A 20,032-nucleotide genomic window follows, 5' to 3' on the forward strand; every position below is an offset into this window, starting at 1 on the left:
CCCAGTGCCCCCTCTCTGGTTCTCGAGAGGGGAGCACGGGGGCGGGTAGCCTCACCCCGTTCCGCTCCCGGGGGGAGAGGGGAGCGGGGGCCGTACCATCCGCTGCATCAGGTGCTCGAGCGCCTTGGCCGGCTCCTCGCACAGGCCGGCGTGGACCGGACCCGTCTGGAGCATCGTGCTGCGCGGCGCCACCAGCCAGTGGAAGCGCTCCTTCTGCGGCAGCTGGCCGATCGGCCCCGCCGCCTTGCCTCCCGCGCACAGGCGGGGAATCGACTCCAGGTGGCTCCGCAGCAGCTCCACGTCGGCATCCGGCGCGAGCGACAGGAGCCGCCGCTCGTCCAGCTCCACCCGCGCGTCCAGGTACCGGTGGGTGAGGCAGTAGAGGATGACCCCCGCGTTGATGAACTCCTCGCGCTCCACGCGCGGCACGACGCGGATGATGGCGTAGTCAAACGAGCTGTGCGCGGGCACGTTGCGCCTCCTCGATGAACGCCGGCGCCGCTTCCAGGCGCTTCAGCAGGTACGAGACATAGGCCTCCCGGTGCTCGGCCGCCGTCACGAAGCGGGGCTCCGTCGCCGGGCCCAGCCACGCCTCGGGCACGCACCCGACGACGTGCTGGATGACGTCCGGCGTCACCCGCTGGCGCAGCGCCGCCTCCGCCTCGGGCAGGGCCGACGCCCAGGGCAGCAGCACGTGATCCTTCACCGCCGGGAAGCGGCTCTGGCTGCGCTCCAGGTAGTCGTCCCACGCGTGGTGGAAGTACAGGGACGCGCCGTGGTCGATGAGCCACAGCGCCTTGTGCCAGCTGAGCATGTTCGGGTTCTTCGGCGTGCGGTCCACGTTCGTCACGTAGGCGTCGAAGCAGACGATGGCCGAGGCCTCCGCTGCCTTCGGGGCCGGGCCCACCGTCGGATCGAACGTGATGGAGCCCGGCAGGTAGTCCATGCCCAGGTTGAGGCCCGCGCTCGCCTTGATCAGATCTCGGATCTCCTCGTCCGGCTCGGCGCGGCCCAGGGCCGGATCCAGCTGCACCAGCACCAGCTCCGGCATCCTCAGGCCCAGTGCCCTCGCCAGCTCGCCCGAGATGATCTCGGCCACGAGCGCCTTGATTCCCTGGCCCGCTCCCCGGAACTTCAGGACGTACATCCCCGAGTCTTCCGCCTCGATGATCGCGGGCACCGAGCCGCCCTCGCGCAGCGGCGTGACATAGCGTGTCGCGTTGATGGTTCTCACGCGTGGACCCTCACCCCCGCCCTCTCCCAGAGGGAGAGGGGGCATACACGGTCAACGGACATCGGTCCTCTTTTGTTTGGATTGTCTCGCCCGCTCGTAAGCGTACTCCCCGAGCGGGATCTCCCCCCGGCGGGCGCGGACCCGGAGCTCGAACAGGGCCTCGCGCTCGGCATGCAGCGCGTCCGGTGCGTCCTCGGACACCGCCGGCAGCGGGTAGTGCATGTCGATCCGACGCAGCTCGATGCCGATGGGATCCATGGCCCGGTAGGCGCCCAGGGACAGCGCCGCGGCGGCCAGCCAGGGGAGCGCCAGCCGCAGGAGCCGGGGGGCGGGCGCCAGCGAGACCGGGGGCTCCGGGGCCTCGAGCAGCTCGGGTGGACGGGGAGGACCCAGCAGGGACGGGAAGCGGCGCGAGGCGGCCAGCAGCGCATAGAGCATCGCGCAGCCCATGAGCACGATGAACATGAGGCTCCGCGGATCCTCCTGGGAGGCGGGCTGCTCGGGGGACTCGAAGTGCTTCGCGACGAAGAACAGCACCGTGGACACGAGGTTGTTCGCCGTATGCGCGAGGATGGCCGGCCACAGCGAGCCGGTGCGCACCAACAGCCAGCCGAACAGCACCCCCAGCTCCACTCGGGCGGCGAGGCCCACCGGGTCCAGGTGGAACGCGCTGAAGACGGCTGCGGACAAGAAGAGGGCTCGCAGGGCGGGTCCGCCGTGTGCCCTCAGCCCCTGGAAGAAGACGCCCCGGAAGAAGAACTCCTCGCAGACGGGGGCCGCGATGGTCACGCTCGCCATGATGAGGGCCAGCTCCACGCGGGACTGGCCGCGGAAGATGTCCGCGACGTCGTAGATCTCCCGCCAGGACTGGGGCAGCAGCGACTGGGAGATGTACTGGACGGGCGCGACGATGGCGAAGAAGTTGGCCACGCCCAGGGCGAACCCGAAGGCCACCGGAGCCAGCCCCGGGAAGGTGAGGCCGGTGTAGCGCACCGGATCCCTCCCCGTGGCGCGCAGCACGAACCAGCCCAGGCCGAGGAAGACGAAGATCTGGGTGAACCAGATGCCGAAGGCCACGTTGAGGGTCTGCACGAGCACCCCCGAGGCCAGGAAGGCCACGAACACGGCCGCCGCGGCGAGCACCGCCACGGTGCGTGGATCGAGCAGGAGCGGCGGGGGTGTAGGTGGAGGGCTGGGGCTGACTTCTTCCAACGGCTTTCTCCAACAGCGAGGAAGGTGCTCGAAACACGACGCACCGGAACGAGGCACTTCTATAATGCCCGCACTTTGGCGCGCCTCCCGGGACGAACGCAGCGAAGGATGACCGTTGCGGGCCCGCTGACGGCGCTGCTGGTGTCGGGGACCGCTTCGGCGTCCGCGTTCCAGCTCGAGGCGCGCACCGAGGCGCAGGTCTACCAGATCCGCGCCTGGAGGGATGCGTCTCCCGGAGAGCCGGTGTTGCTGCCGCGCCGGAGGATCGTCCAGTACCTCGGGCTCAACGGCTACGAGCTCGTCACCGGGCAGGACGTGGGCTTCGAGTCCAGCCTGCGCGTCTTCGCGGACTTCGGCCTGCCGCGCGGCGAGGCGGCGAGGATCGACGGGTTGCGCTCGGAGGACGCGGACCTGCTCTACGCCTTCGTGCGCTACGGGGGGAACGGCTTCGAGGGGCGGCTGGGGCGGCAGCTCTACGTGGACACCTCGGACATCCTGGCCTTCGATGGCCTGCGGGTGCGCTACGTGAGCCCGCTGGGGCTCGGGGCCGAGGTGTACGGCGGCCTGTGGGTGAAGGGGGCGGGGTTCCTGGCCTCGTCGGTGTACCAGCCCGAGGGCACGCGGGAGAGCGACGCGCGGCGGCTGGAGCAGGGCGTGCCCGGGGCGGACCCGTCGCTGACGGCCCTCTCGCCGGTGTACGGCGCGAAGCTGCTGCTCGAGGATCTGAAGGGGGTGTCCGCCTCGCTGGGCTATCGCCGGGCGCTGGTGGAGGGGAAGACGGACCTCGAGCGCGCGACGCTGGAGGCGCGGTACGGGCGGGGGCTCGGGGTGAGCGCGCTGGCGGGGGTTGACTTCGATGTGCTGGGGAGCCGGCTGGCCCAGGCCCGCGCGCAGGTGCGGTGGGACGGGGAGCAGCTGGCGGTGAGCGGCGAGGCACTGCGGCTCTCGCCCGTCTTCTCCGCGGACTCCATCTGGTACTGGTTCGCCTTCGCTCCCCGGGACGAGGCGCGGGTGCGCGTGGACTTCTTCCCGCGAGGCCCGCTGCGCTACTACGTGCAGGGCGTGGGGAGCCTGTACCACACGGAGCTCAACAGCGGCCTCGCGCTGGCGGAGGCGGCGCAGGGGCCCGGAGGGCCTCCGTCCCATACCGTGGGAGGCTTGGCGGGCGCGGCGCTGCGGCGGGGGCGCTTCCGCTCGGCACTGGACGTGGCGTACCGGTGGGGCTTCGGGGGCTCGCAGCTCTGGGCGGATCTCACCGCCGGGTACGGCTTCGGCGAGGGGCGTCTCACCCTGGACGGTCGGCTCTCCGCGGCGCACATCGACGACGGCTTCAACCCGCTGCTGGCGGGCAACTTCTTCGGCGCGCAGCTGTGGGCCAGCCAGGCGCTGTCCCGGGCCGCGCGCGTGTCCCTGGTGCTCGAGCAGAACGTGAATCCGTTCACCCGCTGGGACTCCAAGGTGTTCTTCCTCTTCGACCTGAAGGCGAGCCTGTAGATGGAGCGCCGCGACCGTATCGCGCTGGGGCTCGTTGCCCTGTCCCTGGTGGTGGCGGGCCTCACGTGGGCGGCCACCGCGCGCGAGCGCAGCCTCGCCGTCTACCCGGCCCAGCACATCCCCCTGCGGTTCGACCACGCGCAGCACCTGGCCGCGGGCGCCGAGTGCGTCTCCTGCCACGAGGGTGTGCGGGCCAGTGACTCGGCGAAGGAGCGCAACCTCCCGGGCCATGCGGAGTGCGAGACCTGTCACGATCTCGAGGCGGCGCGGAAGGGTGAGAAGACGGACCCGCCGTCGGGCTGCAACACGTGCCACCCGGGGTTCGATGCCACGGTGCGCGTGGCGCCGCCGAAGGTGGACGTGCCGCCGGCGAACCTGCGCTTCAGCCACAAGGTGCACGTGGAGAAGAAGGTGGAGTGCACGGCGTGCCACGGGACCATGACGGACGTGAAGCTCGCCACGCGGCAGCAGCTGCCGAAGATGGCCACCTGCTTCGAGTGCCATGACGGCAACGTGGCCTCCAAGCAGTGCAACAGCTGCCACCCGGCGGAGCCCTCGGGCCGGTTGCAGCTCACATTCCCGTCGGGCCTGTTGCGGCCGATGCAGGGCAACCCGCTGGGGCTGGACCACGGGCCGCGCTACGAGTTCAACCACGGCAGCCGCGCGTCGGTGGATCGGCAGACGTGCATGTCGTGCCACGCCGAGTCCTATTGCCAGTCGTGCCACGACGCGCTGCGGAAGCCGCTGTCGGTGCATCCCAACGATTACCTCACCCTGCACCCGGTGCAGGCGCGGATGGACAGCGCGCGCTGCTCGAGCTGCCACCGGATGCAGTCCTTCTGTGCCGCGTGCCACGAGCGCACGGGCGTGGGGATGGACGCGGACCGCTCGCTGCGCCCGCGCAACGTGAAGGTGCACCCGGACTACACCGCCTGGGTGGAGACGCCGGGGCCCCAGCACCACGGCGTGGTGGCCTCGCGTGACATCCAGCAGTGCGTGTCCTGCCACCGCGAGGAGTCATGTATGAGCTGCCACTCGGAGCGCTCGGTGCGGCGGCAGGTGAATCCGCACCCGGATGGGTTCGCCGCGGCGTGCAAGCGGGTGGCGGCGGCCAACGATAGGGCTTGCCTCAAGTGCCACACCGAGGAGAGTCTCGCGGGGAAGGGGTGCCGCTGATGCGCCGGTTGCTGCTCGTGGGGCTACTGGGGTGTGCCGCGTGCCTGGAGCCGGGAGATCCGTTCCTTGCCGCGCGCGACACGGATCCGCCCGACGTGGTGTCCACCGAGCCGAGCGCCGGAGGCACGCTGCCCGCCAGCGGCACGCTGGAGATCCTCTTCTCCGAGTCGATGGACGTGCGCACGTTGCGCCCGGGCATCGCCGTCTTCGAGGGCAGGGTGGAGGTGCCGCTGAAGCTGACGGTGCCGCCCGGCTCCGGCGTGGACGAGGACATCGAGCGAGGAGATGTACCCTACACCGTCACGGTGGGCACGGAGGCGGGAGCCTTCGTGCCGGGCACTGCGTACACGCTGGTACTGCGCACGTCCTTGACGGACCAGGAGGGGAACCCGCTCGGGCAGGAGGTGCGGGTGCCCTTCCGGACGGCGCCGTGAGACCTCAGCCCTGGTGGCGCAGGTAGCGGCGGATCTCCTCGGCGAACTGCTTGCTCGCCGCCGCGTCGGGAGCCGCCGGACCTGGCTTGAGCTTCTTGTCCTCCTCCACCAGGTAGCGCTGCTCCACCAGGTAGGCCACCGCGTTCTCCAGCGTCACCTTGGCGAGCGACTCGGCCGCGGTGATACGCCCCGAGTGGTACTCGGCCCGGCCCAGATCCATGGCCTGCTTCACGAAGGACTTGCGATCCTGCGCCGTGCCCGCCGCCACGTCCGGCAGCGTCTGCGCGGCGATCAGGTAGGACTCCAGGTAGTCGCGCAGCAGATCCGCGAGGAACTCCAGCTCCGGCCGCGCATGGGGCTCCGGCGCCACGCTCAGCGTGTCTCCCTGGTGCAGCACGAGGCCCATGCGCACCAGCCGCTCGACGACCTCCGCGAAGATGGTGTCGAAGCTGGCACCCACCCGGTAGATGAACTCCACCTTGAAGAGCCGCGACAGCCACAGCGCCCGGGACTTCACCTCGTCGAAGGGCGCGGGGGCCCCCACCAGCAGCGCGTTGGCCACGAGGCTGCGCGCCGCCACCAGGTTCATCAGCGTGTTCTTGTAGAAGGACATCTCGCCGCGGCGGTTGTCCTCGGCCTGGTAGATGACCTCGCCGTGCGCCTTCTGGGTGCGCACCATGCCGTCCGAGCAGAAGGTGCGCATGGCGTCCTGGATGGCGCCCATCGCCTCCGGATTGCTCGGCGAGTCCTTGAGCATCGTGGACAGAGGAGCCTGATCCTCGGCGGCGATGCGGCGCAGGATGGTGATGCGGTCCGTGATCTCGCGGCTCGTGATGCCGCGTCGGCGGTGGGCGAGCAGCGCCGCACTCACCAGCGCGTGCGGCGTCACCGTGGACACCTTGCTGATGCCGTACATCACCCGGTTGCCCAGGGCGCGCACCAAGCCCTTCTTCTGGTCATCCGTGAAGGGCTTGGCCGGATCGAGCCCGCGGCTCTTCATCAGCTCCACCAGGGACAGCGGCTCGTCGAAGGTGAGATGGATGCGGCCGTAGCGCGCCGCCAGCACCTTGGGCGTGCTCAGCAGGGCCTTGATGTCCTCGGGCTTCTTCTCGCCGCCGGCCAGCTCCTTCGAGTAGCTGCCCGACTCCACGACCTTCTCGTAGTCGATGGACACGGGCACGAAAATGAGATCGTTGCGAGCGCCCTCGAGCACGGCCTCGAGCTGCCAGGTGAACATGCCCAGCTTGGGCTGGAGCAGCTTGCCGGTGCGCGAGCGGCCGCCCTCGGGGAAGAACTCCTGGTGGACGCCGTCGTGGACGAGCTTCTTCACGTAGCCCTTGAAGGACGCGGCATACACCTTGTCGTCCTTGAAGGAGCGGCGCAGGAAGAAGGCGCCGCAGCGGCGGAGGATGGGCCCGAGCGGGAAGAAGGACAGGTTGGCGCCCGCGGCGACCAGGGGCACGGCGTAGCCGCGGTTCCACAGCACCCAGCTCATCACCAGGTAGTCCACGTGGCTCTTGTGCGAGGGGCACAGCACGAGTGGCGCGTTGCTGGCGGCCTTGAGGGCGCGGTTGAGCCCGGCCTCGTCCACCTCGATGCCGTCGTAGATGCGGTTGAACACCCAGCCGAGCACGGGGGCGACGAAGGAGAGCGTCGTGGGGCTGGGCTTGCCGGCGATGGCCTGGAGGTTGCGCCGGGCCTGGCGCAGCACGCTCTCGGGCTTGCGGTTGCTCTCGGCGGCCACCGCGTCCAGGGACTTGCGCAGCGTGCGGTCGCGCAGCGTCTCCTCGATGATGCGCTCGTGCGGCTTCACCGGCGGGCCGAAGACGGCGCGCGTCTCCCGGGCCAGGTGGTGGTTGAGCGCGCTGCGCACCTTGCGGGCGATGAGCTCGTCCGAGTCCTGCGGGTTCTCCTCGATGAAGCGCTTGAGATCGATGGGCTCGCCGACGCGGAACTGCGCGCGGCGGTAGTTGCGGAAGAAGGCCACCATCGAGTGCACGAAGCCGGGTGCGTCCGGGCTGCCGAAGACGTGATCCAACAGGCTCGGCTTGATGCTCGAGGTGCGCTTCTCCCAGACGAAGAGCTCCGGGACCAGGAAGATGGTCTTGTCGCTCTTGCGCGCCATGGCGACCAGGGCGGGGAAGGGGTTCTCCTCGATGTCCTTGCCCGAGGCACTCAGCAGGGCCGTCTTCTTGAGGAAGATGAGGCCGCTGCCGGCCTGGCGGCGGGCGTAGGTGAAGCGCACGTCGAAGTCGCCCCGCTGCGCCGTCTTGCGGAAGGGGCGGGTGAACCAGGGCCGCAGGTTCACCACCGCCCGCACGGGGGGCAGGGCCCGGCGCACCATGGCCCAGGCCAGGTAGAGGAAGTTGATCCACGCCGTGGTGCGCATGACGTGCACCACGAAGCCCTTGGCGTGGAGCGCGCGCAATTCGTCCTCGGCCTCGGCGGGGAAGCGCACCCCGTCGAAGTAGCGCTGGCCCAGCACCCGGGACATGGGCCCGAACTCCTCCTTCAACGCCTCACTGTGATTCACAGCTTCGGTCAATGCGGTGTCCACGTGCGGCCCCCCTTTATCCACGCGAGCCTCGTTACATGTTCTCGGGAGTGGCGATACCCAGCAGCGTCAGGCCGGCCGCCAGGGCCGCCCGCGTCGCATCCGTCAGCGCGAGCCGCGCTGCCTTCACGGGCTCGTTGTCGTCCACGAGCACGCGCTTGCTGCGATCCTGATTGCCCAGCGTGTAGTAGCGGCTGAACTCCGCGGCCAGGTCCAACAGCCACCGTGCCACGAAGCTCGGCTCGAGCTGCTCGGCCGCCTCCTGCACCACCACCGGCAGCCGCGCGATGGCGCGCAGCACGGCCTGCTCCTCGGGCAGGGTGAGCAGCGCCGCGTCATACGACGCCGGAACCCCGCCCCCCTTGCGCAGCACGTTGCAGGTGCGCGCGTGGGCGTACTGGAGATACGGGCCCGAGTGCCCCTCGAAAGCGAGCACGTCGTCCCAGTCGAAGGTGTAGTCCGTGGTCCGGCGGTTCTTCAGGTCGCCGAAGAAGATGGCGCCCATGCCGATCTGCTCGGCGAGCCCCTCGGGGTCGTCCGTCTGCATCTTCCCGGCCTGGATGTTCTCCTGGACCTTCTCGCGGGCGCGGACCCTGGCCTCGTCGAGCACGTCGGTGAGGAGCACCACGTTGCCCTTGCGCGTGCTCATGCCGTGCACGCGGCCGAAGTTGACGTGCACCATGCGCTCGGACCACTCGCGGCCCATGGCCTTGAGCACCCGGAAGAGCTGCCGGAAGTGCAGCGCCTGGTCCGTGGCCACCACGTAGAGCGCCTTGTCGAAGTGGAAGCGCTCGTGCCGGTCGATGGCCGCCGCCAGGTCTCGCGTGGCGTACAGCGTGCTGCCGTCGTTCTTCTTGAGGAGCACCGGCGGCTCGTTCTCCTCGTAGGGCAGGTCCACGATGGTGGCGCCCTCGGACTGCTTGATGCCGGGCTTGCGGGCGATCTCGTCGATCACCGGCTCCATCTTGCCCTGGTAGAAGCTCTCGCCCTCCATGTGCTCGAACTTCACGCCGAGCCGGGCGTAGATGCGCTCGAAGTCGCGCAGGGACGTCTCGCGGAACTCCTTCCAGAGCGCGAGCGCCTCGGTGTCATTGGCCTCCATGCGCCGGAAGAAGTCACGGGCGCGCTCGTCGAAGGCGGGCTCCGCCTCCGCGCGCTTGTTGGCCTTGACGTACACCTCGACGAGGTGGGCCATGTCCTTGCGCCGGGCCGGGTCGCCGTACTCCTGGAAGCCCACGGCCACCAGGCCGAACTGCTTGCCCCAGTCACCCAGGTAGTTGATGCCCTCGACCTTGTAGCCGAGCGCCCGGTGCAGGTTGGCCAGGCCGTGGCCGATCATCGTCGAGCGGATGTGATGGAAGGCGATGGGCTTGGCGATGTTGGGCGACGAGTAGTCGATGACCACCGTCTTGCCGGCGCCCACGTCACCGCCGCCGTAGCGCTTGCCCTGCGCGCGCACCGCGTCGAGCACCTCGGCGGTGAAGGGCATGAGCGCGAACTTCGCGTTGACGTAGGGGCCGGCGGCCACCACCTCCAGGCCCGGCACCTTCACGCCCTGGGCGAGCGCCGCGGCGATGGCCGGCGGGGCCTTCTTCTGGGCCTTGGCCAGGGGGAAGGTGGGGAAGGAGAAGTCGCCGTGAGCCGGGTCGGCCGGCTTCACCTGGGAGTCGATCTCGGACGCGGGCACGCCCAGCGACTGGGCGAGCGCCTCGACGAAGGCAGTCCGATAACGGGAGTAGACGGAAGGAGTCATTGGATCGCGCGGATACTAAGCGAAACCGGACGTAATCCGCGCACCTTCTGTCAACGCGACGTAACGGAAATCCTTTCAGGTCACCGCCGGATTGCGGCGGCTGGGGCGGACCACGGCGGCCACGGTGTCGAGCAGCCGCGGCAGTTGCAGTGGCTTCTCGAAAAATCCGTCGATGCGGTCCAGGCCCTGGCCGGCGCCGAGGCTGGAGACCTCGCTGGCGCCGGAGATGATGTAGACGGCGATGTCCGCGAGGGACTCGGTGCCGCGGATGAAGCGCAGCACGGAGCGCCCATCCTCCTCGCTCAGGCGCAGATCCAACAGCACCATGGCCGGGCGGATGTGCGAGAGGATGGAGCGGGCCTCGGCGGCGCCCGAGGTGGACATCACCCGGTAGCCCTCCTGCTCGAGCACCTGCTGGAGCACCTCGCGGCAGTCGGCGTCGTCCTCGACGAGGAGGATGCCACCGGCGCGGGGACCGGCCTGGGCGCTGTCGGGCGTGCTGACGGCGCCGGCGAACATGGGCAGCACCAGCTGGAAGGTGGTGCCTTCACCCAGCGTGCTGGAGGCCTCCACGCGGCCGCCGTGCAGCGCGAGGATCTTCGCCACCAGCGGCAGGCCGAGGCTGCGCCCCTGACCGCGGGTGGTTTCCGGGCGGTAGAAGGGATCGAAGACGTGCTCCAGGTCCTCGTTGCCGATGCCCGGGCCGGTGTCCTTCACGGTGAGCAGGGCGAGCCCGTCCTCGACGGAGACGCGCAGCTCCACGGTGTCATCGGCCTCGCAGCGGTGGATGCCGCTCTCCACGAGGTTCTGGATGGCCTCGGCGATGCGCTCGCGGTCGCCGCGGACGAAGACCTCGCTGGAGGGGGGCAGGGTGAGCTGCACCTTGGCCTGATCGGCCATGGGGGTGAGGGTGCGGAGGACCTCCTCGGCCACGGACTTGAGGCCGAAGGGGCGCTGGTTGAGCTGCATCTTCCCGGCCTGGAGGCGGGACATGAGCAGCAGATCATTCACCATGCGCAGCATGCGGTCCGCGCTGCGGTCGCACACCTGCACCGCGCGGCGCTGGGCGTCGGAGATGGGCCCGAGCTTCTCGCGCCCCATCATGGCCAGGTAGGCCTTGAGGGTGGTGAGGGGGTTCTTCAGGTCGTGCGAGACGTTGCCGAGCAGCTCGTCGCGGCTCTGCTCGAGGGCCTTGAGGCCGGCGATGGCCGTCTGCAGGTCCTTGTTGCGCCGGGCGCTGTCGTCGCGCAGGCGGGCCACCTCGTAGGCGGCGGAGAGCTGGCCAGCGAGCGCCATCAGCATGGAGTCGGAGACGGCGCGGCGGGGCGCGAGGATGGCGAGCACGCCGCTGACGCCCTGGGGGCTGTCGAGCGGCACGGCGAGGGTCTCCTCGTCGCGGAGGATGGCCTTCTCGGCGAAGGCGCGGCCCACCAGGCCCTGCTCGGGGGTGGCGGCGGTGATGCGATCGTCGTAGCGGCCGCGCACGTGCTCCACGTGGAGCTGGTTGCGCGAGGGCTGGAAGCGCGCCACGTAGCAGGCCTTGGCCTGCATGAGGCCGTGGATGATCTGCAGTTGCGAGCGCAGGGCCTCGGTAGGACCGGCGCTGGAGGAGATGTGCTGGGACATCTCGACCAGGGCGCGCTCGGCGGCCTCGCCGTCCACGGGAGGCTGGGGCTTCACCGTCTTCCGGGGCTTCTTCACCTCGGGGCGGAGGGTGACGATCTCTGCCAGATGCGGAACCTTCTTCTTCGGCACGGAGCTACCTCGGCAACCTAGGGGGCGGCACGCTCATCCCCGTCCATGTGTGGGGGCGGCGCGATCTCCACTCAGGCCGATCCTGCGCTACCCGGAGCCGGGGTGGGAACCCTTCCCCGGGCCCTCCCGCAACAGGGGACGACCGCAGGACAATTGCCGTGTCGGATAGATGACATCAGGACGGGTGAGTGGCTCCCCACCCGCCAGGTTCTGGAGGTGCCTTCCCCCGCGGCCCGCTCCCGGTGGGGGAGGGGCCATACGGGGGGTGGACTCAGCTGCGGCGCTGCACCCGGCCGTTGCCGTCGAGGTAGTAGGGCTCGTTCATCACGGCCTCGACCTTCTCGCGGTAGCCCTGGACGCCGAAACCACTCTCCTGGAGCGAGGCCAGGGCGGCCGTCTGCACGCGGCGCGCGGTGTCGCCGGACGTCAGGAGGCGGAGGATGGGCTCGCGTGCCGGCTCATGCTTCTGGGGACCGAGCGCCTTGAGGGCGGCGATCTTCACCTCGTCCGCCATGTCGTCGAGGTGGGGCAGCACGACGGCGGGGATGCGCGGATCCTGCTTGCCGGTGATGTAGTGGAGCAGGACGACCTTCTTCTCCGGGTCGCGCATGTACTGGGTGCTCAGCGAGCTGAGCGTGTCCACGACGATGCTGATGACTTCGGACTCGGGCAGCAGCGACTCGAGGATGCGCAGGGCCCACGAGGTGGCCTGCTCGTTCTTGCGCAGGAACTCGGTGACGGGGGCCACGGCGTCCTTGTCGAAGCTCTTGATGAGCTCGAAGACGTGCTCCTTCTCGTCGGCGTCCGTGGTGAGGGGCTCCACGGTGATGGTGTACCGGTGGAGCAGGACGGTGACGGCCTCGGGAATCTTCATCTCCCCGAGCTGCTGGAGGGCCTTCTGGCGGGTGGCGGGGTCCCCGTACTTCTGGGTCACCTTGGACTTGAGCTTGAGGGCTTTTTCGGGGCCGGAGCCGCCGAGGAAATCGAAGATGCCCATGAGGAAGAGGCTCCGAGGGGTGATGTGAGTACTTGGGCGCCGTGTAGGACGCGGCGCAAGCTAACGCAAGAAGGTTGGATGGCCAGTGACCGGCCGTCGATTGGGGCCTAGAGCTGCAGGGAGCCCCGGACATCGCCCTGGTAGGCGCGGGCGAGCTCCTCGGCGGCCTTGCGGGCCTCGGAGGAGGGGTGCTCGGGCACCTTCACCTGGAGTGTGAGGTAGAGGTCTCCCGCGGGTCCGCCCTTGAGGGAGGGGGCGCCCCGGCCGCGCAGGCGCATGCGGCGGCCGGACTGGGAGCCCTCGGGGACCTTCACCGTCACCTCGCCCTGGAAGGTGGGGACGCGGACCTCGGCGCCCAGCATGGCCTCGGAGACGGTCACCGGGAGGTCCATGTAGAGGTCATCGCCCTCGCGGCGCACCAGGGGGTGCTCGGCGACGATCGTCTCGATGTAGAGGTCTCCCGGAGGCCCGCCGCGCGAGCCCGCCGCGCCCTGGCCGGACAGCCGCACCTTGGAGCCCGTGTGGACGCCGGCGGGGATCTTCACGGTGAGCCGGGCCGTCTCCTCCACCACGCCCGAGCCCTGGCAGGAAGGGCAGGGGGGCGCGGCGCGTCCGGTCCCCCGGCAGGTGGGGCACGTGCCGCTGGTGTTCATGCCCAGGACGCCGCTGCGGCGCACCTTTCCGGTCCCTCCGCAGGTGGAGCACGTGGAGGGAGTCCCCACCTGGCCCGCGCCCTGGCAGCGCTGGCAGCGGCCGGGGCGCTGGAGCGAGATGCTGCGCTCGACGCCGGTGAGGGCCTCGTTGAAGCTGAGCGTGAGGGTGGCGGTGATGTCCTCGCCGGGGGTGGGACCGGCGGCCCGGCCTCCTCCGGCGCGGCCGAACACCTCGCCAAAGTCCACGCCGCCGCCGCCGCCCGCGCGGCCGAAGATGTCGCCGAAGATGTCGCCCAGGTCGAAGTCCACGCCCGGGCCGCCGCCCCCGCCGCCGAACGGCATGCCGCCGCCCGCCGCCTGGGCGGCCTTGTAGGCCCGGTACTGGGTGGCCTTCTTCTCGTCGAAGCCGAACTGGGCCGCCTCGTCGCCGAACTCGTCGTACAGCTTGCGCTTGCGCTCGTCCGAGAGCACTTCGAAGGCCGCGTTGAGCTGCTTGAACTTCTCCTCGGCCGCCTTGTCGCCCGGGTTGACGTCCGGGTGGTACTTGCGAGCGAGCTTGCGGAAGGCCTTCTTGATTTCGTCGGCCGACGCCGTCCGGGACACGCCGAGAATCTGGTAGTAGTCGTCCGCCATGGTGTGACCGCCCTCCGAAACAGCGACAACGTAACCTGCCGTGTGGCGATCGCCAGCAAGGCGTGTGAGCCAAGGTCAGGATGTATAAAGTGGCCGGAGGCGCGAGGGAGAGAATGGCAGCGCGGTACGCACAGGGGATGATGACGGGGCTGGTGGTGGGCTGGCTCGCGCTGGTGCCCATGGCCGGCGCCTGGTCGGCTGCTCCCGAGTCCCCCTCCGAGTCGGCTTCGGAGCCCCCCTCTGCCTCCGGGGGCCGGGTCATCGACCGGGTGGTGGCGGTGATCGGCACCCAGGTGCTCACCCTGAGCGAGCTGGAGTTCGAGGCCCGGGTGACGCTGGTACAGCGAGGGGGCGTGCGAGCGGCGGAAGTCCTGCTCGACGAGCAGACGCTCCGGGGCGCGTTGGAGCTGGCCATCAACCAGCGGCTGCTGGTGGCGGGCGCGGATCGCCTGCAGGCCTTCCAGGCGGAGCGCTCGGAGGTGGAGGCGCGGTTGAGGGCGTTTCGCGAGCGCTTCGAGGACGAGACGGCGCTGCTGGCCTTCCTGGCCCGGCACGACGCGGACCTGGAGCAGCTGACGGCGGTGCTGGAGCGGAGCGTCCGGGCCGAGCGCATCCTGGACAGCCGCATCCGCCTGCGCGCGCAGGTGAGCGACGCGGAGGTGCGGCGGTACTGGGAGGAGCACAAGGGGACGCTGGGCGGCCCGTTCGAGGCGGTGCGGGACACGCTGAAGGAGAAGCTGTTCCGGGATCGCTACAACCAGCTGGCCAAGGACGAGTTCAAGCTGGTCCGAGAGAGCGTGAGGATCCGGCGGGTAGCGCCCTTCGCCCGGACCCGTGAGGGGGAGCCATGAGACGGATGCGTGAGGAGTCCCGTCCGAGCGACAAGCTCAGGCAGGAGTCTGCGTTCCTCATCCGCAGGATGACGCGGGAGGACCTGCCAGCGGTGATGGAGCTGGAGAAGGCCTCGTTCCGCAACCCCTGGTCGTTCGAGCTGCTGCAGCGCGAGCTCGGCCACGACTGGTCCGTCATCTACCTATTGGAGGAGCCCCTGTCGGAGGGGGGCCGGCGCCTGCTGGGCATCTCCATCTTCTGGATCGTCCACGACGAGGTGCACGTGCTGAACGTGGCGACCGCGCCGGAGCACCGGCGGCGCGGGGTGGGGCGGCACCTGATGGAAGCCACCCTGGCCGAGGGGCGGGCGCGCAAGTGCAGCCTGGCGACGTTGGAGGTGCGCAAGAGCAACGAGCCCGCCATCAACCTCTACAAGGCGTTCGGCTTCCGCCCGGTCGGGGTCCGGCCGAACTACTACGTGGACGAGGGCCAGCCGCCCGAGGACGCGATCGTGATGGTGCTCGACTTCTAGCAGCCGGGGGAGTAGAGGACCGGCCCCGTTGTCAGAGTGTAGGAATGGAGTCCTGTGGGGTTCACGGTTCAAGCCGTGGGCCAGCTGTCGCTTGACACAGGGTGCTCCCTCCCTATACTCGCGACCCTTTTTCAAGCGCAGTTGTAGGTTTGTATGCGCCCCCGGGGACACCCCCCCGGATCAATCGGGAAGGAAGAGGAGTTCAGTGCCGACTATCAGCCAGCTGGTCCGCAAGGGCCGCGAGAAGTTGAACATCAAGGGTAAGAGCCCCGCTCTGAAGGAGTGCCCCCAGAAGCGTGGCGTGTGCACCCGCGTGTACACCACCACTCCGAAGAAGCCGAACTCGGCCCTCCGCAAGGTGGCGCGTGTTCGTCTGACGAACGGGATCGAGGTCACCTCGTACATCCCCGGCGTGGGTCACAACCTCCAGGAGCACTCGGTGGTGATGATCCGCGGTGGCCGTGTGAAGGACCTCCCGGGCGTTCGCTACCACATCGTCCGCGGCACGCTGGACTCGGTGGGCGTGGCCGGCCGCAAGCAGAGCCGTTCGAAGTACGGCGCCAAGCGCCCGAGCTGATTTCCGCTCGAGATCACCTTCGTTTCATTTGATTGGGATGCTTGCCCCGCACCCTGGGGAGCCTTCCTGAATTCGCCAACGCAGTTCGAAGCCCCAATTTAGCCTCCCGGGTGCAAGGGAGCGGGGCGTAAGGGATACAGAGCAATGCCTCGTCGTCGCGTAGTAGCCAAGCGCAAGATCCTTCCCGATCCGAAGTTCCAGGACCGCCTCGTCACGAAGTTCGTGAACGACCTGATGCGCAAGGGGAAGAAGTCCATCGCCGAGCGGGTGTGCTACGGCGCCTTCGCCCTCATCGAGGAGCGTGCGAAGGAGGATCCCCTCAAGACGTTCAAGAAGGCCCTGGACAACGTCAAGCCGGTGCTCGAGGTGAAGAGCCGCCGCGTCGGTGGCGCCACCTACCAGGTGCCCGTGGAGGTCCGTCAGGATCGCCGCGTGGCGCTGGGCATGCGCTGGATCATCACCTACGCCAAGGCGCGTGGTGAGAAGACGGCCATGGAGAAGCTGGCTGGCGAGATCATGGACGCCGCCAACAACCGTGGCAACGCGGTGAAGAAGCGCGAGGACACGCACAAGATGGCCGAGGCCAACAAGGCCTTCGCCCACTACCGCTGGTAGTCGTGCGTCTCACGTAGTATCCGGCACCCGGATGCGGACCCCCGCGTCCGGGTGTTTCCGGTCTTTGACAACCGTTTCGTTGGTTTCGTGGTTGGAAGGGCAGGGGAACCGCCCATCCTGTTCTGGAGAGGTTCGGAGAAATGCCTCGCGAGTATCCGCTCGAGCGCTATCGCAACATCGGCATCATGGCGCACATCGATGCCGGCAAGACCACGACCACGGAACGGATCCTGTTCTATACGGGAGCCATCCACAAGATGGGCGAGGTGCATGAAGGCACCACGACCACGGACTGGATGCCCCAGGAGCGCGAGCGCGGCATCACCATCACCTCCGCCGCCATCACCGCGTTCTGGAGCAGGAACGACCAGAAGTACCGCATCAACATCATCGACACCCCGGGCCACGTGGACTTCACCATCGAGGTGGAGCGCTCGCTGCGTGTGCTCGACGGCGCCATCGCCGTGTTCGACGGCGTGAATGGCGTGGAGCCCCAGTCCGAGACGGTCTGGCGCCAGGCGGACAAGTACAAGGTCCCCCGCATCTGCTTCGTCAACAAGATGGACCGGGTGGGCGCGGACTACACGATGTCCGTCAACTCCATTCGCGAGAAGCTGGGCGCGCGCCCCGTGCGTCTGCAGCTGCCGCTGGGAGCCGAGGACAAGCACCGCGGCGTCATCGATCTCGTGCGGATGAAGGCGCTCGTGTTCCACGACTCGGAGCAGGGCAGCCGGTACGACGTGGTGGACATCCCCGAGGAGTTCCTCGAGGAGGCCACTGTGGCCCGGAGCGAGCTCGTCGAGACGGCCGCGGAGCAGGACGACGCGCTCACCGAGAAGTTCCTCGAGGGCAAGGAGCTCACTGAGGAGGAGATCCGTGGCGCCATCCGCAAGGGCTGCCTGGGGCTGAAGATCTTCCCCGTGTTCTGTGGCTCGGCCTTCAAGCACAAGGGCGTGCAGCCGCTGCTGGACGCGGTGGTGGACTACCTGCCCACCCCGCTGGACGTGCCCCCGGTGCACGGCAAGACGCCCAAGGGCGAGGACGAGACGCGGCCGACGGACGACAAGGCGCCCTTCAGCGCGCTGGCGTTCAAGATCATGAACGACCCGGCGTTCCAGTCGCAGACGCTGACGTTCCTCCGCATCTACTCGGGCAAGCTGGAGGCGGGCACGGCGGCGTGGAACTCGGTGAAGGGCAAGCGCGAGCGCATCAGCCGTCTGGTGCAGATGCGCGCGGACAAGAAGGACGAGGTCCAGGAGTGCTACGCCGGTGACATCTGCGCGGTGGTGGGCCTGAAGCTGGCCACCACGGGCGACACGCTCTGCGACGACAAGCACCCCATCATCCTGGAGCGGATGGAGTTCCCCGAGCCCGTCATCGACGTGGCCATCGAGCCTAAGTCCACCGCCGACCAGGACAAGATCATCACCAGCCTCACCCGCCTGATGATGGAGGACCCGTCGTTCCGCGTGAAGACGAACGAGGAGACGGGGCAGACCATCATCGCCGGCATGGGCGAGCTGCACCTGGAGATCATCGTCGACCGGCTCCTGCGTGAGTTCAAGGTCGACGCCAACGTGGGCAAGCCCCAGGTGGCCTACCGCGAGACGATCACCAAGCCGGTGGAGTCCGAGGGCAAGTACATCCGCCAGACGGGTGGCAAGGGAATGTACGGCCACATCAACCTGCGCGTGGCCCCCAACGAGCCGGGCGCCGGCTTCGCCTTCGAGAACAAGATCGTCGGCGGGGTGGTGTCCAACGAGTTCGTCGAGGCGGCGAAGCAGGGCGTCCAGGAGGCCATGCAGAGCGGCCCCATTGCCGGCTACCCCATGCTGGACGTGAAGGTGGAGGCCTACGACGGCTCCATGCACGACGTGGACTCCAACGAGATGGCCTTCAAGATCGCCGGCTCGATGGCCTTCCGCGACGCCGTGCGCAGCGCGGCCCCCACGCTCCTCGAGCCCATCATGGACTGCGAGATCGTCACCCCGGACGACTTCACCGGTGACGTCATCGGCGATCTGAATGGCCGTCGCGGGAAGATCATGGGCATGGAGCCCCGGCCGGGAGGCGTGCAGGCAATCAACGCCCAGGTGCCGCTGGCCAAGATGTTCGGGTACTCGACCGACCTGCGCAGCCGCAGTCAGGGAAGAGCCACCTACACCATGCGGTTCAGCCACTACGCGCCGGCACCCAAGGACGTACTGAACCGTTGATGCACCCGGCCCCTCGTGAGGGGGGCAGGCGATTTAGATTGACGTTTCTGCAGGTTTGGAGCACGACGCAGCACCTTTTCTCGATTCGGCCGGGAATCCGGTCTGCGAGGAGCAGCAATGAGTAAGGAAAAGTTCGACAGAAGCTTGCCGCACGTCAACATCGGCACCATCGGCCACGTTGACCACGGCAAGACGTCCCTCACGGCGGCCATCACCAAGGTGCTGGCGAAGACCGGCGGCGCGACCTTCCTCGCGTACGATCAGATCGACAAGGCGCCCGAGGAGCGCGAGCGCGGCATCACCATCTCCACGGCGCACGTGGAGTACAAGACGAAGAACCGTCACTACGCGCACGTCGATTGCCCGGGCCACGCCGACTACGTGAAGAACATGATCACGGGCGCGGCGCAGATGGACGGCGCCATCCTCGTGGTGTCGGCCGCTGACGGCCCGATGCCCCAGACGCGTGAGCACATCCTGCTCGCCCGCCAGGTCGGCGTGCCCTACATCGTCGTCTTCCTGAACAAGGTCGACATGCTGGACGACCCCGAGCTGCGTGAGCTCGTGGAGATGGAAGTCCGCGACCTGCTCAAGAAGTACGAGTTCCCGGGCGACAGCATCCCCATCATCCCGGGCAGCGCCCTCAAGGCGCTCGAGGGTGACACCTCGGACATCGGCGAGCCGTCCATCCTCAAGCTGATGGAGGCGGTGGACAGCTACATCCCCACCCCGCAGCGCGCCACGGACAAGCCCTTCCTGATGCCGGTGGAGGACGTGTTCTCCATCGCCGGCCGCGGTACGGTGGCCACCGGCCGCGTGGAGCGCGGCATCATCAAGGTGGGCGAGGAAATCGAAGTGGTGGGTCTGCGTGCGACGCAGAAGACGGTCGTCACGGGCGTGGAGATGTTCCGCAAGCTGCTGGACGAGGGCCGGGCGGGCGACAACATCGGCGCGCTGGTGCGCGGCCTCAAGCGTGAGGACCTCGAGCGTGGCCAGGTGCTGGCCAAGCCGGGCTCCATCACCCCGCACACCAAGTTCAAGGCGCAGATCTACGTGCTCTCGAAGGAGGAGGGTGGCCGTCACACCCCGTTCTTCAAGGGCTACCGCCCGCAGTTCTACTTCCGCACCACGGACGTGACGGGCACGGTGAAGCTGCCCGACAACGTCGAGATGGTGATGCCTGGCGACAACATCGCCATCGAGGTGGAGCTCATCACCCCTGTGGCCATGGAGAAGGAGCTGCGCTTCGCTGTTCGCGAGGGTGGCCGTACCGTGGGCGCCGGCGTCGTGGCCGAGATCATCGCGTAGTTCCGTTTGGCCCGTCTCCCCGGGCTTTTGTTCAGAAAAGTCCGGGGAGGTGGGAATA

The 20,032-nt window shown here is 68.7% G+C and carries 17 protein-coding genes; 9 read left to right on the plus strand and 8 right to left on the minus strand.

Going from position 1 to position 20,032, the window contains the following annotated elements:
* Nucleotides 1-51: 51 nt before the first annotated feature.
* Genes NR798_RS20590 through NR798_RS20600 form a run of 3 tightly spaced genes read right to left on the minus strand, consistent with a single transcriptional unit; the run spans nt 52 to nt 2,446 of the window.
* Nucleotides 52-471 (minus strand): DUF3037 domain-containing protein, encoded by a 420-nt coding sequence (locus NR798_RS20590; RefSeq protein ID WP_375773198.1) that lies wholly within the window; start codon nt 469-471, stop codon nt 52-54.
* Nucleotides 449-1,234: a HipA family kinase gene (locus tag NR798_RS20595; RefSeq protein ID WP_375773199.1), complete on the minus strand. Its 786-nt coding sequence runs from the start codon at nt 1,232-1,234 to the stop codon at nt 449-451. The genes NR798_RS20590 and NR798_RS20595 overlap by 23 nt, the downstream gene beginning before the upstream one ends.
* Before the next feature lie 51 nt (nt 1,235-1,285).
* Nucleotides 1,286-2,446, minus strand: a complete 1,161-nt coding sequence (locus NR798_RS20600) for a type II CAAX prenyl endopeptidase Rce1 family protein (RefSeq protein WP_375773200.1) — start codon at nt 2,444-2,446, stop codon at nt 1,286-1,288.
* 108 nt (nt 2,447-2,554) lie between these two features.
* Between NR798_RS20600 and NR798_RS20605 the strand changes: the two genes are divergently transcribed.
* Genes NR798_RS20605 through NR798_RS20615 form a run of 3 tightly spaced genes read left to right on the plus strand, consistent with a single transcriptional unit; the run spans nt 2,555 to nt 5,550 of the window.
* Nucleotides 2,555-3,940: a hypothetical protein gene (locus tag NR798_RS20605; protein ID WP_375773201.1), complete on the plus strand. Its 1,386-nt coding sequence runs from the start codon at nt 2,555-2,557 to the stop codon at nt 3,938-3,940.
* The gene (locus tag NR798_RS20610; protein ID WP_375773202.1) at nt 3,941-5,116 is read left to right on the plus strand and encodes a cytochrome c3 family protein; all 1,176 of its coding nucleotides are present in this window, start codon (nt 3,941-3,943) and stop codon (nt 5,114-5,116) included.
* Nucleotides 5,116-5,550 (plus strand): Ig-like domain-containing protein, encoded by a 435-nt coding sequence (locus NR798_RS20615; protein ID WP_375773203.1) that lies wholly within the window; start codon nt 5,116-5,118, stop codon nt 5,548-5,550. The genes NR798_RS20610 and NR798_RS20615 overlap by 1 nt, the downstream gene beginning before the upstream one ends.
* A gap of 4 nt (nt 5,551-5,554) precedes the next feature.
* Here NR798_RS20615 and NR798_RS20620 read toward each other — a convergent pair whose 3' ends face one another.
* The 5 genes from NR798_RS20620 to dnaJ all read right to left on the minus strand — a co-directional run bounded on the left by NR798_RS20620 (nt 5,555) and on the right by dnaJ (nt 13,895).
* Nucleotides 5,555-8,107: a 1-acyl-sn-glycerol-3-phosphate acyltransferase gene (locus tag NR798_RS20620; protein ID WP_375773204.1), complete on the minus strand. Its 2,553-nt coding sequence runs from the start codon at nt 8,105-8,107 to the stop codon at nt 5,555-5,557.
* A 31-nt stretch (nt 8,108-8,138) separates the two neighbouring features.
* The gene (argS, locus tag NR798_RS20625) at nt 8,139-9,857 is read right to left on the minus strand and encodes an arginine--tRNA ligase (RefSeq protein ID WP_375773205.1); all 1,719 of its coding nucleotides are present in this window, start codon (nt 9,855-9,857) and stop codon (nt 8,139-8,141) included.
* Between the two features lie 75 nt (nt 9,858-9,932).
* On the minus strand, nt 9,933-11,612 hold the full coding sequence (locus NR798_RS20630; protein WP_375773206.1) for an ATP-binding protein: 1,680 nt from the start codon (nt 11,610-11,612) through the stop codon (nt 9,933-9,935).
* A gap of 271 nt (nt 11,613-11,883) precedes the next feature.
* Nucleotides 11,884-12,609, minus strand: coding sequence for a HEAT repeat domain-containing protein (locus NR798_RS20635; RefSeq protein WP_375773207.1), 726 nt, complete (start codon nt 12,607-12,609; stop codon nt 11,884-11,886).
* Nucleotides 12,610-12,716: 107 nt separating this feature from the next.
* Complete coding sequence (dnaJ, locus tag NR798_RS20640) at nt 12,717-13,895, minus strand: molecular chaperone DnaJ (protein ID WP_375773208.1); 1,179 nt, start codon at nt 13,893-13,895, stop codon at nt 12,717-12,719.
* Between the two features lie 113 nt (nt 13,896-14,008).
* On the opposite strand from dnaJ, the gene NR798_RS20645 reads away from it, so the two are divergent.
* The 6 genes from NR798_RS20645 to tuf all read left to right on the plus strand — a co-directional run bounded on the left by NR798_RS20645 (nt 14,009) and on the right by tuf (nt 19,974).
* Nucleotides 14,009-14,746: a hypothetical protein gene (locus NR798_RS20645; RefSeq protein WP_375773209.1), complete on the plus strand. Its 738-nt coding sequence runs from the start codon at nt 14,009-14,011 to the stop codon at nt 14,744-14,746.
* On the plus strand, nt 14,743-15,258 hold the full coding sequence (gene rimI, locus NR798_RS20650; protein WP_375773210.1) for a ribosomal protein S18-alanine N-acetyltransferase: 516 nt from the start codon (nt 14,743-14,745) through the stop codon (nt 15,256-15,258). Before NR798_RS20645 ends, rimI begins: the two co-directional genes overlap by 4 nt.
* Nucleotides 15,259-15,463: 205 nt before the next feature.
* On the plus strand, nt 15,464-15,835 hold the full coding sequence (gene rpsL / locus NR798_RS20655; RefSeq protein WP_043408969.1) for a 30S ribosomal protein S12: 372 nt from the start codon (nt 15,464-15,466) through the stop codon (nt 15,833-15,835).
* A gap of 144 nt (nt 15,836-15,979) precedes the next feature.
* Complete coding sequence (gene rpsG, locus NR798_RS20660; RefSeq protein ID WP_043408972.1) at nt 15,980-16,450, plus strand: 30S ribosomal protein S7; 471 nt, start codon at nt 15,980-15,982, stop codon at nt 16,448-16,450.
* A 140-nt stretch (nt 16,451-16,590) separates the two neighbouring features.
* Nucleotides 16,591-18,666, plus strand: a complete 2,076-nt coding sequence (gene fusA, locus NR798_RS20665) for an elongation factor G (protein ID WP_375773211.1) — start codon at nt 16,591-16,593, stop codon at nt 18,664-18,666.
* A gap of 117 nt (nt 18,667-18,783) precedes the next feature.
* Nucleotides 18,784-19,974, plus strand: a complete 1,191-nt coding sequence (gene tuf / locus NR798_RS20670) for an elongation factor Tu (RefSeq protein ID WP_375765847.1) — start codon at nt 18,784-18,786, stop codon at nt 19,972-19,974.
* The last annotated feature ends 58 nt before the right edge of the window (nt 19,975-20,032 follow it).

It is taken from the genome of Archangium gephyra (genome assembly GCF_042230915.1).
GTDB classification, from domain to species: Bacteria; Myxococcota; Myxococcia; order Myxococcales; family Myxococcaceae; genus Archangium; species Archangium gephyra_B.

Coding starts and splice junctions, on each gene's coding strand:
- NR798_RS20605 (WP_375773201.1), top strand. CDS start 2,555: ATGACCGTTGCGGGCCCGCTGACGGCGCTGCTGGTGTCGGGGACCGCT.
- NR798_RS20610 (WP_375773202.1), top strand. CDS start 3,941: ATGGAGCGCCGCGACCGTATCGCGCTGGGGCTCGTTGCCCTGTCCCTG.
- NR798_RS20615 (WP_375773203.1), top strand. CDS start 5,116: ATGCGCCGGTTGCTGCTCGTGGGGCTACTGGGGTGTGCCGCGTGCCTG.
- argS (WP_375773205.1), bottom strand. CDS start 9,857: ATGACTCCTTCCGTCTACTCCCGTTATCGGACTGCCTTCGTCGAGGCG.
- NR798_RS20635 (WP_375773207.1), bottom strand. CDS start 12,609: ATGGGCATCTTCGATTTCCTCGGCGGCTCCGGCCCCGAAAAAGCCCTC.
- dnaJ (WP_375773208.1), bottom strand. CDS start 13,895: ATGGCGGACGACTACTACCAGATTCTCGGCGTGTCCCGGACGGCGTCG.
- NR798_RS20645 (WP_375773209.1), top strand. CDS start 14,009: ATGGCAGCGCGGTACGCACAGGGGATGATGACGGGGCTGGTGGTGGGC.
- rimI (WP_375773210.1), top strand. CDS start 14,743: ATGAGACGGATGCGTGAGGAGTCCCGTCCGAGCGACAAGCTCAGGCAG.
- rpsG (WP_043408972.1), top strand. CDS start 15,980: ATGCCTCGTCGTCGCGTAGTAGCCAAGCGCAAGATCCTTCCCGATCCG.
- fusA (WP_375773211.1), top strand. CDS start 16,591: ATGCCTCGCGAGTATCCGCTCGAGCGCTATCGCAACATCGGCATCATG.
- tuf (WP_375765847.1), top strand. CDS start 18,784: ATGAGTAAGGAAAAGTTCGACAGAAGCTTGCCGCACGTCAACATCGGC.